This is a genomic window from Devosia sp. Root436 (assembly GCF_001426345.1).
Lineage (GTDB): Bacteria > Pseudomonadota > Alphaproteobacteria > Rhizobiales > Devosiaceae > Devosia.
Map to the genome: position 1 here is coordinate 418035 of NZ_LMEM01000001.1, position 13561 is coordinate 431595.

At 63.1% G+C, this 13561-nt stretch carries 12 protein-coding genes; 2 read left to right on the top strand and 10 right to left on the bottom strand.

All coding sequences use genetic code 11. The features are described from left to right. Window positions 1-60 precede the first annotated feature (60 nt). From ASD04_RS02120 to ASD04_RS02150, 7 genes are all read right to left on the bottom strand, one after another. Window positions 61-441 (bottom strand): iron-sulfur cluster assembly accessory protein, encoded by a 381-nt coding sequence (locus ASD04_RS02120; protein WP_244488223.1) that lies wholly within the window; start codon window positions 439-441, stop codon window positions 61-63. Between the two features lie 51 nt (window positions 442-492). Next, complete coding sequence (locus ASD04_RS02125; RefSeq protein WP_056251807.1) at window positions 493-882, bottom strand: SUF system Fe-S cluster assembly protein; 390 nt, start codon at window positions 880-882, stop codon at window positions 493-495. 13 nt (window positions 883-895) lie between these two features. Further along, entirely contained in the window at window positions 896-2116 is a 1221-nt protein-coding gene (locus ASD04_RS02130) for a cysteine desulfurase (RefSeq protein WP_056251810.1), read from the bottom strand. Window positions 2117-2161: 45 nt separating this feature from the next. After that, on the bottom strand, window positions 2162-3370 hold the full coding sequence (sufD, locus tag ASD04_RS02135; RefSeq protein WP_056251813.1) for a Fe-S cluster assembly protein SufD: 1209 nt from the start codon (window positions 3368-3370) through the stop codon (window positions 2162-2164). Window positions 3371-3373: 3 nt separating this feature from the next. Then, complete coding sequence (sufC, locus tag ASD04_RS02140) at window positions 3374-4123, bottom strand: Fe-S cluster assembly ATPase SufC (RefSeq protein WP_056252810.1); 750 nt, start codon at window positions 4121-4123, stop codon at window positions 3374-3376. A 215-nt stretch (window positions 4124-4338) separates the two neighbouring features. Beyond that, complete coding sequence (sufB, locus tag ASD04_RS02145) at window positions 4339-5838, bottom strand: Fe-S cluster assembly protein SufB (protein ID WP_056251816.1); 1500 nt, start codon at window positions 5836-5838, stop codon at window positions 4339-4341. Between the two features lie 68 nt (window positions 5839-5906). Beyond that, window positions 5907-7046, bottom strand: coding sequence for an aminotransferase class V-fold PLP-dependent enzyme (locus tag ASD04_RS02150; RefSeq protein WP_082530967.1), 1140 nt, complete (start codon window positions 7044-7046; stop codon window positions 5907-5909). A 287-nt stretch (window positions 7047-7333) separates the two neighbouring features. Here ASD04_RS02150 and ASD04_RS02155 point away from each other — a divergent pair, with 287 nt between their 5' ends. Then, window positions 7334-7996, top strand: a complete 663-nt coding sequence (locus ASD04_RS02155; protein ID WP_056251822.1) for an alpha/beta hydrolase — start codon at window positions 7334-7336, stop codon at window positions 7994-7996. A 165-nt stretch (window positions 7997-8161) separates the two neighbouring features. Then, window positions 8162-9412: a tyrosine--tRNA ligase gene (gene tyrS / locus ASD04_RS02160; protein WP_056251825.1), complete on the top strand. Its 1251-nt coding sequence runs from the start codon at window positions 8162-8164 to the stop codon at window positions 9410-9412. Here tyrS and ASD04_RS02165 read toward each other — a convergent pair. Genes ASD04_RS02165 through ASD04_RS02175 form a run of 3 tightly spaced genes read right to left on the bottom strand, consistent with a single transcriptional unit; the run spans window position 9409 to window position 13417 of the window. Continuing rightward, a complete protein-coding gene (locus ASD04_RS02165) occupies window positions 9409-9705 on the bottom strand; it encodes a type II toxin-antitoxin system RelE/ParE family toxin (RefSeq protein ID WP_056251829.1) in 297 nt (98 codons plus the stop codon). The two genes, tyrS and ASD04_RS02165, sit on opposite strands and share 4 nt — an antisense overlap. Window positions 9706-9707: 2 nt before the next feature. Then, window positions 9708-9974, bottom strand: coding sequence for a type II toxin-antitoxin system ParD family antitoxin (locus tag ASD04_RS02170; RefSeq protein ID WP_156461096.1), 267 nt, complete (start codon window positions 9972-9974; stop codon window positions 9708-9710). Between the two features lie 44 nt (window positions 9975-10018). After that, window positions 10019-13417 (bottom strand): AsmA-like C-terminal domain-containing protein, encoded by a 3399-nt coding sequence (locus ASD04_RS02175; protein WP_056251837.1) that lies wholly within the window; start codon window positions 13415-13417, stop codon window positions 10019-10021. Between the last annotated feature and the right edge of the window lie 144 nt (window positions 13418-13561).

Genomic DNA, 13561 nt, shown 5'->3' on the forward strand with positions numbered 1-13561 from the left:
TCAGTAGCCCTCATGGTGAGGTGGGAGCATAGCGACCCTCGAACCACGAGGGCGTGGCACTCAGGCCCCTGCCCTGGCCTCGGCGATGGCCTTCAAATCCGCCGGCTTGAGTTGCACGCTTTCCCCGCAGCCGCATTCGCCGGTCTGGTTGGGGTTCTTGAAGGTGAAGCCGGAGCTCATCTTGGACTGTTCGAAATCCATGACGGTGCCAAGCAGGAACATGGTGGCCTTGGGCTCGATATAGACTTCGACGCCCTTGTCGCTGACATGGTCGTCGCCCTTGACCGGCTCGGCCACGTAATCGAGCGTATAGGCCATGCCGGCGCAACCGGCATTCTTGACGCCGACGCGGACGCCGATCACCGGCTTGTCGGAATCTTCCATGATCTCGGTGATGCGCTCGGCGGCGGCATCGGTCAGCGACATGATCTTGAAGGCCATCGGTGAACTTTCTATCGGCATTTCACGATATATAGCGTGAACCGCGCCGGATTACCACCAGTTGAGGGCCACCTGGGCTTCTTCGCTCATGCGCGAGGCATCCCAGGGGGGATCGAACACCATGTTGACTTCCACATCCTGGATGCCTTCCACGGCGCGGGCGGCATTCTCCACCCAGCCGGGCATTTCCCCGGCCACCGGGCAGCCCGGCGCGGTCAGCGTCATGTCGATGGTGAGCTTGCGGTCGTCATCGAGATCGACCTTGTAGATGAGGCCCAGCTCGTAGATGTCGACCGGAATTTCCGGATCATAGACCGTCTTGAGCGCGCCGATCAGGTCGGAAGTGATGCGTTCCACCTCGGCCTCCGGCATCGTGCCGGACACGTTGGGGGTGATCCGGTTCTCGGGAATGGTCGGAGCGGGTGCGATTTCGTCGGTCATAGTATCCACCAGTTCAGGCGAAAAATTTCTGGGCGCGGGTGATGCCGTCCACCAGCGCGTCCACATCGTCCTTGCCATTATATAGGGCGAGGCTGGCGCGGCAGGTAGAGGTGACACCGAAACGTTTGAGCAGCGGCATGGCACAATGCGTGCCGGCGCGGACGGCAATGCCGTAGCGATCGAGAATGGTGGCGACGTCGTGGGCGTGGGCGCCCGCCATTTCGAAGGAGAAAATGCCGCCCTTGCCCGGTGCCGTGCCGATGAGGCGCAGCGAATTGATGCGGCTGAGGCGGTCATGGGCATATTCGGCCACGTCGCGCTCATGGGCGGCGACGGCGTCGCGGCCAAGGCTTTCCATATAGCTCAGCGCCGCGCCGAGGCCGATGGCCTGGACGATGGGGGGCGTGCCGGCCTCGAAACGGTGGGGCGGCTCGTTATAGGTGACCGTCTCCATGGTCACCATATCGATCATCTCGCCGCCGCCCTGATAGGGCTGCATTTCGGCGAGGAGATCGTATTTGCCATAGAGCACGCCGATGCCGGTGGGGCCATAGAGCTTGTGGCCGGTCATGACATAGAAATCGGCGTCGAGATCCTGGACATCCACCGTCTCGTGAACCGCGCCCTGGCTGCCGTCGATCAGCACCGGGATATTTTTCGCGTGGGCGATCTCGATGACCTGCTTGATCGGGGTCACCGTGCCCAGCACGTTGGACATATGGGTAACCGCAACCATACGCGTGCGGTCGGTCAGCGCGGCGGCGAAGGCGTCGAGGTCGAAGCTGCCATCGTCGCGGACATCGACCCATTTGATGACCGCGCCCTTGCGCTCGCGGTGGAAATGCCAAGGCACGATATTGGAGTGGTGCTCCATGATCGTGGTGACGATCTCGTCCCCTGCCCCGATGCGCGGGCCGGCAAAGGAGGATGCGACCAGGTTGATCGCCTCGGTGGCAGATTTGGTGAAGACGATTTCTTCGGGACGCGACGCATTGAGGAATTTCTGTGCCGCTTGGCGGCCGCCTTCGTAGGCCTCGGTGGCGCGATTGGCGAGCGTATGGAGGCCCCGATGGACATTGGCATATTCGTGCCGGAAGGCATGGTCCATGCGGTCGAGCACCTGCACCGGCTTCTGGGCCGAGGCGCCGCTATCGAGATAGACCAGCCGGTTCCCGTGGATGACCTCGGAGAGGATCGGGAAATCGGCGCGGACTTTTTCGAGGTCGAAGGTCATTGGTTCTCTTCCTTACCTCTCCCCCGAAGGGAGAGGTGAAGAGGCTCATTTCCCCAGCAGCCAACCATCCACGATGCCGTGCAGGGCTTCCGCCAGGGCCTCATCCTCGATCGGATCCACCAGTTCTTCGATGAAGCCACGGACCAGCATGGTTTCGGCCTGCTCCTTGGGGATGCCGCGGCTGGTGAGGTAGAACATGGAATCCTCGTCCAGCTTGCCGCACGTGGAGCCGTGGCCGCAGACGACGTCGTCGGCATAAATCTCCAGCTCCGGCTTGGAGAGGATTTCGGCTTCGTCCGAGAGCATCAGGCCCTGGTGCATGAACTTGGCATCGGTCTTCTGGGCGTCGCGGGCCACCACCAGCTTGCCCTGCACCACGGCCTTGCCGCGGCCGCGGGCAACCGACTTGAACAGGGGCTGCGAGCTGGTATGCGGCACGGCGTGGCTGGCATCCATGGTGATGTCGGCATGCTGGCCATCGACCACCAGGTTGAGGCCGGTAATGTCGCCATGAGCGCCCGCGCCTTCATAGCGCGGGAACAGCTGGGTGCGGCTGAGGCCCGCTCCGGCATGAATGACCAGGGTGCGCAGCTTGGCGCCCTCGCCGATGTGATATTCGTTGCTGGCGAAGTGGGCGGCGGCGCGGGGCGACAGATCCACGGTGATATGGGTCACCACGGCATTCTTGCCGAGCGCCATATAGGTGGCGTGGTTGCCGACATGGGCCGCATTGGAACCCGAGAAGGTTTCGAGGATGACGGCAGAAGCGCCGTCGGCAACGAAGACCTTGAGCGAATCGGCGACATGGGCGGCTTCGCCTTCGCTGCGACGGTCGATCTGGATCACCGGATCGACGCTGCTTTCCAGCGTCAGCGTCAGGCTCTCCTTGGCAAAGGCGCCATTGAGATGGACCAGCACGTCGTCGCGCGTGGTGAGCACACCGCCGGCGGCCTTGCCGACGATGACGCCGGCCGGGGCCGTGGAGGCGGACTGGATGACGCCGTTGGCGATCATGAGCTGATAGGCGCCGGGAACGCGCAAAGCCGGGGCGCTGGCTTCATTGGCGGCCTGGGCTAGCGGCGGGATAGCCCGCAGCAGGGTCTTGAGGTCGGTATAGTGATAGCTTTCGACGCGGCGCGTCGGCAGGCCGGCAACGGTGATCCGTTCGGCGGTCGCGTCGGCCCCCACGCTCTTGAGCTGGGCGATCAATGTATCTTCGGCTGCTCCGAGCCGGACGGGCATGGTCTGGCGCATGGGTCAGGCCGCCGTCGCGTCGAAGTCGGCATAGCCCTTGGCTTCGAGCTGAAGCGCCAGATCCTTGTCGCCGCTCTCAACGATCCTGCCATCGGAGAACACATGCACCACGTCGGGCACGATATGGTTCAGCAGGCGCTGATAGTGGGTGATGACCAGCATGGAGCGGTTGGCGTCACGCAGGGCGTTGACGCCCTTGGACACGACCTGGAGCGCATCGATATCGAGACCGGAATCGGTCTCGTCGAGCACGCAGAGCGCGGGCTTGAGCAAGGCCATCTGCAGGATTTCGGCGCGCTTCTTCTCCCCACCGGAGAAGCCGACATTCAGCGGCCGCTTGAGCATATCGCTGTCGATATTGAGCTGCGCACCGGCTTCCTTGACGGCGCGCATGAAATCGGGCGTCGACAGTTCACTCTCGCCACGCGCCTTGCGCTGGGCGTTCATGGCCGCCTTGAGGAAGGTCATGGTGGCGACGCCGGGGATTTCGATCGGGTACTGGAAGGCCAGGAAAATGCCGGCGACGGCGCGCTCGGCCGGGTCCATCTCGAGGATATTCTCGCCATTGAGCAGGATTTCGCCCTCGGTGATCTCGTAGTCTTCCTTGCCGGCCAGCACATAGCTCAGCGTGGACTTGCCCGAGCCATTGCGGCCCATGATGGCATGGACCTGGCCGGCCGGAATGGTGAGGTTCACGCCCTTGAGGATTTCGCGCTCTTCGATGCGGGCATGCAGGTTGCGGATTTCAAGGATCGGGGTGGTCATCGTTCGGTCTCCAATTTCGATGCGGTGTCGCATTCAGCGCCGACCGGCAGGTGGTTTTGTTCGCTAGTAGGTTTGGCCTGCCCCCGATGTCATTCCGGCGAAGGCCGGAATCCATCCTGAGGTCGCGCCACGTTCAACCATCTCAGGATGGACCCCGGCCTTCGCCGGGGTGACACCGTGGAAAATGGACACTATCGCGCTTATCATCCCACGCTGCCTTCGAGGCTGATCGAGATCAGCTTCTGGGTTTCGACCATGAATTCCATGGGCAGGTGCTGCAGCACGTCGCGGACGAAGCCGTTGACGATCAGCGCCACGGCATCCTCTTCGGAAAGGCCGCGCTGCTGGCAGTAGAACATCTGGTCGTCGGAAATCTTGGACGTGGTGGCTTCGTGCTCGAAGACGGCCGTGCCGTTGCGGCTTTCGATGTAGGGCACCGTATGGGCCCCGCATTTGTCGCCGATCAGCAGGCTGTCGCACTGGGTGAAGTTGCGGGCGTTCTTGGCCTTGGCATGGGCCGAGACCTGGCCGCGATAGGTATTGTCCGAGAAGCCGGCGGCAATGCCCTTGGCGATGATGCGGCTGGACGTGTTCTTGCCCAGATGCAGCATCTTGGTGCCGCTATCGACCTGCTGATAGCCGTTGGAAATGGCGATCGAGTAGAATTCGCCGCGCGAGCCATCGCCGCGCAGGATGCAGGACGGGTATTTCCAGGTGATGGCCGAGCCGGTCTCGACCTGTGTCCAGGAAATCTTGGAATTCACGCCGCGGCAATCGCCGCGCTTGGTGACGAAATTGTAGATGCCGCCCTTGCCGTCCTTGTCGCCGGGATACCAGTTCTGGACGGTGGAATACTTGATCTCGGCATTGTCGAGGGCGACCAGTTCCACCACGGCGGCGTGCAACTGGGCTTCGTCGCGCATGGGGGCGGTGCAGCCTTCCAGATAGCTCACATAGCTATCGGCCTCGGCGATGATCAGCGTGCGCTCGAACTGGCCGGTCTTCTTCTCGTTGATGCGGAAATAGGTGCTGAGCTCCATCGGGCAGCGCACGCCCTTGGGGATGTAGACGAAGGACCCGTCGGTGAAGACGGCCGAATTCAGCGTCGCATAATAGTTGTCGGACACCGGCACCACCGAGGCCAGGTATTTCTGTACAAGCTCGGGATATTCGCGGATGGCTTCGGAGATCGAGCAGAAGATGATGCCGACCTTGGCCAGTTCCTCGCGGAAGGTGGTGACGACGGAAACCGAGTCCATCACCGCATCGACCGCCACCTTGGGGCGCTCGACGCCGGCCAGGATTTCGCGCTCCTTGAGCGGCACGCCCAGCTTGTCATACATGGCGATCAGCGCCGGATCGACCTCGTCCAGGCTCTTGGGGGCCGGCGAGGATTTGGGCGCGGCGTAGTAATACATGTCCTGCAGGTCGATCTGCGGATAATGCACCTTGGCCCAGGTGGGCTCGGTCATGGTCAGGAAGCGGCGATAGGCCTCCAGCCGCCAGTCGAGCATCCACTGGGGTTCGTTCTTCTTGGCGGAGATGAAACGGACGGTATCTTCGCTCAGGCCCTTGGGGGCCATGTCTGATTCGATATCGGTCTCGAAGCCGTATTTGTACTTGTCGACGTCGAGTGCCAGCACCGATTCAACGGTTTCGCGATCGATCTCTTCCTTGAGCGTCGGGATATCGTAGTCCGCCATAGTGGCTTCTCCTATTTGCCCAGCGGCGATTCAAGGTCGCCGCGAGCCGTCTAAAACTCTTGCGACCGTCAGGCCGCCTGCCCCTGCCGCGCCCGCTGGCGTTCAAGAACCGATCGGTAACCGGTGACGAACGCATTGACGTCGTCGACCGTGGAATTCCAGCCCAGGCTAACGCGCAGGGCACACTCGGCCAGTTCGGGCGGAACGCCCATGGCGGCCAGCACATGGCTCGGCCCGACCTTGCCGGATGAACAGGCCGAACCCGACGAGACCGAAAGACCCAGCAGGTCCAGTCCCATCATCGCCGTGGCATTCTTGACGCCGGGCACGGCGAAATTGACGACATTGCCCAACCGGTTGGTGCCGAACACCACGACACCGGAAATGCACGACCTGAGATCGGCCTCGAGACGACCGACCAGCCGGGGCACACCGGCTGCAGCATAGCGTTTGCCGATGGCCGCTGCCGCCGCGCCGAAGGCGGCGATCAATGCCGCGGCTTCGGTGCCGCCGCGCCGGCCCTGCTCCTGTCCGCCGCCAGGAATGAGCCGGACGATATCGGCATGGGGCTTGACCAGCAGCGCGCCGATACCGGCGGGAGCGCCGATCTTGTGGCCGCTCACCGCCATCATATCGGGTGCCGAGGCGGCAAAATCGAGGGGCAGCTTGCCGAAGGCCTGCACCGCATCGATGAACAGCGTGTGGCGCGTCGGGCCGACAAGGGCATTGATGCGGGCAATGTCCTGCACTACGCCAGTCTCGTTGTTGACCCAATGGAGGGCGACCAGCAGATTGCCCTCCGCCGCAGCGAGCACGCCCGCCAGTTGATCGAGATCAATGCTGCCATCGGGCATAAGCCCGGTGGTGACGACAGGCAGGCCGGTCGCCTCGGCGGCCTTGCTCACCGCGGCATGCTCGCCGCCGCTGATGACGATGGCAGTGGAGGCAAAGGTCTTCGCGCCGCTAACGATGGCCTGGGTGATGGCTTCGGTGGCGGAGCCGGTGAAGACCACCTGATTGCGCTCGGCGCCGGCAAGGGCCGCCACCTGGCCGCGGGCGGTATCGATGAGGTTGCGCAAAGCGCGGCCGTGACCATGCACCGACGAGGGATTGCCCACCAGATCGAGGGCAGCCACAAGCGCCGACCGCGCCTCCGGCAGAAGCGGGGACGCGGCATTATGATCAAGATAGATCGCCGGTCTCGTCATCGGTTTCCCATGTGGCGCATGCGCGCCGATCATGCCTTCCATGCCCGGGCCGAGGCGCTCGGGCGCCCGTTGGCTCAAACACTTCTTGAAATTTGCCGCCCAACTTCATTACAAGGGGCGCTCTTAGAGGCCGCAGAGCGGCTGAAAATCGAGTTTCGAATAATTCTAAACTAGATTTTGCGAGCCATGTTTTAGGAGGCCGGGCCAGCTTAGTCAAGCTGCCACGCCACCGCAGGGCCCCCCGCAAAACCGCACCAACAGAGCCGAACGGCCGGAAGAACAAGACCATGCCAGAAGTGATCTTCAACGGCCCCGAAGGGCGTCTCGAAGGCCGGTACCAGCCGGGCAAGGAACCCAACGCGCCGATCGCGATCGTGCTGCATCCGCATCCGCAATTCGGCGGGACGATGAACAACCAGATCGTCTACAATCTCTTCTACATGTTCGCCGAGCGTGGCTTTGCCGTGCTGCGGTTCAACTCGCGCGGCGTGGGCCGCAGCCAGGGCATGTTCGACCACGGCATCGGTGAACTCAGCGACGCCGCTGCGGCGCTGGACTGGCTGCAGGTGATCAACCGCGAGTCGCGCGGCTGCTGGATTGCCGGCTTTTCCTTCGGCGCCTGGATCGGCATGCAGTTGCTGATGCGCCGTCCGGAAGTGGAAGGCTTCATCTCGGTCGCCCCGCCGGAGAACCTCTACGACTTCTCGTTCCTCGCCCCCTGCCCGTCCTCGGGCCTGATCATCCATGGCGACAAGGATCGCGTGGCGCCGCCCTCTTCGGTGCAGAAGCTGGTGGACAAGCTCAAGACGCAGAAGGGCATCACCATCGAGCAGCAGATCGTGGATGGCGCCAACCACTTCTTCGAAGGCAAGATCGACGACCTCACCACCCGCTGCGCCGACTATCTCGACCGCCGCCGGCAGGAGATCGCCGCCGGCGGCGGACGCTAGTTTCAAGCGTATAGCTGCGATCAATCGTCACCACGCGTCGTTTCACCCACGACGTCATTCCCGCGGGAATCTCACTTCGGCAGGACAAGGGAGATCCCCGCTTTCGTGGGGATGACGCCGGGCAAACAAGGCGCAAAGCAAAATATCTGATCCGGATCGCACCTGATGACCAAGTTCAAATCCGATTTTCTCCGCGTGCTCGACGAGCGCGGTTTCATCCACCAGATTTCCGACCCGGAAGGCCTCGACGCGCTGGCCCTCAAGGGGCCGATATCAGGCTATGTCGGCTATGACGCAACGGCCACGTCGATCCATATCGGCAACCTGATATCGGTCACCATGCTGTATTGGCTGCAGGAAACCGGCCACAAGGCGATCAGCCTGATGGGCGGCGGCACCTCGATGGTGGGCGATCCCTCGTTCCGCGACGACCAGCGCAAGCTGCTGACGGTGGAACAGATCGAGACCAATATCGAGAGCATCAAGCGCGTCTACAGCAATATCCTCGATTATGGCGGCTCGAACCCGGCCATCATGGTCAACAATGCCGATTGGCTGCTGAAGCTCAACTATGTCGAATTCCTGCGCGATGTGGGCCGGCACTTCTCGGTCAACCGCATGCTGAGCTTCGACTCGGTCAAGCTGCGGCTCGATCGCGAGCAGTCGCTGAGCTTCCTCGAATTCAACTACATGATCATGCAGGGCTACGACTTCACCGAGCTCAACCGGCGCTATGGCACCGTGTTGCAGATGGGCGGGTCGGACCAGTGGGGCAACATCATCAACGGTGTCGACCTCAACCACCGCATGGGCGGCGAGCAGCTTTATGCGCTGACCACGCCGCTGCTGACCAAGGCCAGCGGCGAGAAGATGGGCAAGTCGGCCAGTGGCGCGGTGTGGCTCAATGGCGACCTCTTCAGCCCTTATGATTTCTGGCAGTATTTCCGCAACACGGAAGACGCCGATGTGGTGAAGTTCCTCAAGATCTTCACCCGCCTGCCACTGGACGAGATCGCAAAGCTCGCGGCGCTGGGCGGCAACGAGATCAACGAGGCCAAGAAGGTGCTCGCGACGGAAGTGACGGCGATCGTCCATGGCCGCGCGGCGGCCGAGCAGGCGGCGGCCACGGCGGCGAATACGTTCGAAGCTGGTGGCATCGACCTGTCGCTGCCGACGACCGAGGTCGGTCGGCAGGCCTTGGCGGAGGGGATCGGCATTCTCAATGCGCTCGTCGCGGCGGGCCTGGCAGGCTCGAATGGCGAGGCACGGCGGCATATCCAGTCGGGCGCCGTGCGGGTCAATGACGTGGTCGTCGAGGATGACAAGCTGAACCTTGGCACGGATGCCCTGCTGTCCGAAGGCGTCATCAAGCTGTCGGTCGGCAAGAAGCGCCATGCGCTGATCAAGCCGGTTTAGTCGTGGGGAATCCAGTTCTGACCATTGTAGAGGACGCGATGCACTGTCACCGCGTCCTCGCTTACGCTGAACGCGATGCTAACCGTTGGCAGGATGCCGATAACACGCAGGCCGATTGCTTCCTGACGAACGGTTCCGCGTTCCGACGCGTATTCCAGCTTCTTGACTGCGTCCTGGATACGACGGTCAAAGCGGCGTGCAACAGCGGACGAGGCGTTTCGGGTTAGCCACTGTGCGAGCCTTACACGGTCGTAGCGCGCATCCGGCGCATAAATGATACGCCGTCGTTGCATTCTTATGAGGCTTTGCGCTGCTCAGCGGCAACGATGGCTGCCTCCACCGACTCCCATACCTCTTCATCGGTGAAGACGGGCTTACCGTCTGCTACCCACTTATCGTATGAGGGAATGACCTCTTCCCGAATCCATCGGTCAATGAAGTCATCGTGATCCTTGAGCCCGCGCATTCCCGCAGCAACAGCCTCGTCGAGCGACGCAAACTCGCCGACTGACACCTTTTCATCGGCGTAGCTGATCAAATCCTCGGGCAGTTCTATGGTCACTCTCTTGCTCATGGTCTCAGCCTAACACCTACCGACTGCACTTTCTACTCTGGCGCCGGCGGCTGTTCCTTCGCCCGGAACTCGAACAACTCCCGGAATGCGCCCGGGACCAGCATCGACAACGGGTTGATGCGGAATTGGGGGTTGTCCAATGGCCCCTGCACGGCAAAGGTCACGCCGACCAGGCCTTCGCCTTCGCGGCCGCCGAGCAGCGGGCCGAGGATGGGGATTTGCTGGAAGGCGTTGTTGAGCCCGAACAGCGGAACATAGGTGCCCGTCAGGTCATATTGCCGCCGGTCGGTATAGATGAAGCCGCGGGCCGTGCCGCCGACCGTGTCGCCGGTCAGCATGGCATTGGTGACTTCCACCCGGTCGGAGCGGCGCTGGAAATCGACCTGCGCCACGTCGAAATCGAGCCGGTTCTGCTGGGCGATGGCGGCGCGGGAATCGGTGTGATTGCCCAAGACCTGGGCGACATTGGCCTCGTCGACAATGGCGAAGTCCCGCATGATCAGTTGCCCCGCCTCGGCGTCGAGATCCCGATCGGTGGTCAGCACCAGGCTGCCCGAGCCGCCGGCAAGCTGCGAATAGACGCCGAGCAGCCGCAGGATGGTGCCGGCATCGTTGAAGGCCACCGAAAGCGTGCGGCCCTTCGGGGCCGGGTTGGTGGTGACCGAGATGGCATTGCCGTCGCTGAACTGCGCCGTCAGGTTGGCCCGGCGCATGTCGCTGCCGCGCAGCAGCAGGTCGAGATCGACGTTGAAGGCGGTGGTGGCGTAGTAGCCGAGTGCGCGGTCGAGCTTGACGTCGAGCGATATGGTCTGGTCGAACTGGGTCGATTGCACCCCGCCCGCCCCCTCGCCGAGGCCGAAGAACTGGCGCAGCATGGGCTTGAGGTCGAGCTGGCTGCCGCTGATACGCACGGCATAGCCGCCATCCATGGGCGCCAGGTCCAGCTGGGCATTGTCCCCGGCGCTGAGCCCGAACTGCCGGAAGCTGGCCGCCTGCAGGCCTTCGGTGGCGTGATAAGTGATATCGCCGATGGCGCGCACAGTGCCGAATGACAGGTCGATATCGTTGAGCTGGGTGATCTCGCCCGCCGGCGTGATGATGGCGCTCAGCGTGCCGGAGGTGCCGGCTGCCTTGCGGATGCCGATATCCTTGATATCGAGCGCGGCGCCCTTGAGATCGACCGCCATCTGCAGCGATCCATTGGCCAGTGGCTGGGCGACGAATCGCACGCGGCCGGAGAGGAACTCGGAGGCGTCGAACCCCATATCGGCGAGGTCGGCCACGTCGATGGTCGAAGACAGCCGGAAGGTCGGGTCGGTGGTTGGCGTGCCGGCAAGCTCGATTTCGGCCGGCATGCCGTCGATTTCGGCGGTGCCACCGAGCTGGTAGCCCTCCTGGCTGGCGCTGAAGGCCAGTTGGCCATTGCCGATGCGGCGGTCCTGGATCGGCTGGGAACTGGCGAAATCGGCCACCGTGCCGTTGACGACATAGTCAATATCCATCGGCCGGCCGCTGGCCTCGTCGGCAAGGCTGATCGTGGCCACGAGACCCAGATCGACCGCGCCGGTGAGCGATGCCAGATCGACCGGGAGCTGCGCATTGGCGAGGGCCTCGGGCTGCTGGGCGCGGACAAGATCGAGCAGCGCGGGGATCGGCGCGGTGATGTCGCCGGAAATTTCGATGATGCTTTCGGTCGGATTGGAATTGTCCATCACCAAAGCCGGGTTGGCGACGCTGATCTGGCCGGCATCGGTCGCCAGCACGCCGCCGCCGGCCGAGATGGTGACATTGCTGTCATCGACCTGGAGGCGGGTTTCCCCGGCGATGGCGATGGGGGCCATCTCTGCCGTCGGCTTGATGGCGACACCGGTGCCAATCATGTCGATCCGCATGCTGTCCCTGGGGATGGGCTTGTCTTCGCCGGCCAGGCCCAGGCTGCCGACCGGGAAATTGAAATCCATGCGCGAACTGGCCACCGTGCCGTCGGTGACATTGGCGACGAACCAGTCCCGGCTGCTGCCACCCATGATATAGGGCCAGAGGCGTTTGAGATCGTCGGCGCTGACGCCCTGCCCGGCCACGGTCATCTGGATGCCGAGGCCGGCCCGGAGCATGTCGATGCGGCCGGTCGTTTCCACCGTGGCGTCGCCCTTGCGCGCCAGGAACCGGTCGATGCCGAGGGCCCCGTATAATGGCGCCGACCAGCCGGAGAAGTCCATGGTTTCGAATGGCTCGGCCGGCGCCGCCATGTCGTTGGGGTGAATGACGACGTCGCGGGCATGCAGCGAGAGGCCCAGCGTGGGGCCATAGGTCGGGTCCAGCCCCATGGCGAAAATGCCCGAAATGTAGGCGCTGCTCTGCCCGATCTGCAAAGCCGCCTCGTCGAGGATGAATTGCCCCGCCTCGGGAACCCAGGTGATGTCCATGATCGAGCTGGCGACCGGGAAATAGGCGTCGGCAATGCGCAGGTCGATGCCGGTCAGGTCGATCTTGAAGCGGCCATCCACCAGCTTGCCGGCGGCCGGTTCGAAATTGACATCGATGGACAGCGCCCCGGCGCCGCGCAGGGCGGCAACACTGGTGGCGTCGTCGATAAAGGGCAGCAAGGCGGCAAAGTCGATATTGGTGACATCGGCTTCGAGCCGGGCATTGCCGGCGTCGTCGACCGTGCGCGACAGGTTGCCGGTCATGGTGCGTCCGCCCAGGCTGGCCGAGAAGGTGCCATTGGTGTTGCGGCGATCCGGTGTCGGGCCGATTTCGAGATTGATCGCCTCGAAGCGACGGAAGAGGCCATAGACGGAATCGTTCATATCCACGATGCCGTCGCGGATGACGAGCCGGGAAAAGCGCCCCTGAGCCGCCTGATCGACAATATCGGCAATGCCCTGCTCGCTGGCTTCCAGATTGTAGATCAGCCATTCATTGTCGGAGCGCATGGCCACGGGCTGGCCGCTGCCGGAAATATCGACGCCATCGGCGGAAATGCCCACGGATGGAAACGCATCCTGTCCTTCCTGCACCCGGACCGTAGGCGGGCCGCCGGCGGGATCGTCGAGCAGCTCGAAGCTGGTGATGCGCGGGCCGAACAAATCCTGCACCATCTGGATATGCGGCCGGACGATGGTCACGGTGGCGCCAGGCTGGCCGAACAGGGCGCGGGCCGGCGAAAAGCCGACTTCCAGTGCGTCCATCGCAACACGGGCGCCCGACTTGCTGTCGGTCAGCAGGACCGGCGCAAACTGGACGACCGGCCAGATGCCATTTTCCAGTGCCAGGTTCATTTCTCCCAGCTCGAGGCTGGACGTGACCGGAAGAGCCGACTGGATCAGCGAGCGCACCGCCTGGCCACCAAAAGGCAGGCGTATCGGCGTCACCAGCAGGACGAGATAGAGCAGCAGCGCCAGTACCGAGGGAATGCCGAGCAGCCACACAGCCAGCTTGGCTGCATGCCGTGCAGGGGGCCGTTTACGCTGTGCAGACGGCGGAACCGAGGTGTCTGCGGGTAAGGTTGACGCGCTCACTTGCTTCCAGAAAGAGGCCTTGCCGTTATCTGCTGGCACCTCGAGAATCAACCG

What these genes read in the sequence shown, in the direction of transcription:
- ASD04_RS02120 (WP_244488223.1), bottom strand. Translation starts at nt 441, where the DNA reads ATGGCCTTCAAGATCATGTCGCTGACCGATGCCGCCGCCGAGCGCATC.
- ASD04_RS02125 (WP_056251807.1), bottom strand. Translation starts at nt 882, where the DNA reads ATGACCGACGAAATCGCACCCGCTCCGACCATTCCCGAGAACCGGATC.
- ASD04_RS02130 (WP_056251810.1), bottom strand. Translation starts at nt 2,116, where the DNA reads ATGACCTTCGACCTCGAAAAAGTCCGCGCCGATTTCCCGATCCTCTCC.
- sufD (WP_056251813.1), bottom strand. Translation starts at nt 3,370, where the DNA reads ATGCGCCAGACCATGCCCGTCCGGCTCGGAGCAGCCGAAGATACATTG.
- sufB (WP_056251816.1), bottom strand. Translation starts at nt 5,838, where the DNA reads ATGGCGGACTACGATATCCCGACGCTCAAGGAAGAGATCGATCGCGAA.
- ASD04_RS02150 (WP_082530967.1), bottom strand. Translation starts at nt 7,046, where the DNA reads ATGACGAGACCGGCGATCTATCTTGATCATAATGCCGCGTCCCCGCTT.
- ASD04_RS02155 (WP_056251822.1), top strand. Translation starts at nt 7,334, where the DNA reads ATGCCAGAAGTGATCTTCAACGGCCCCGAAGGGCGTCTCGAAGGCCGG.
- tyrS (WP_056251825.1), top strand. Translation starts at nt 8,162, where the DNA reads ATGACCAAGTTCAAATCCGATTTTCTCCGCGTGCTCGACGAGCGCGGT.
- ASD04_RS02165 (WP_056251829.1), bottom strand. Translation starts at nt 9,705, where the DNA reads ATGCAACGACGGCGTATCATTTATGCGCCGGATGCGCGCTACGACCGT.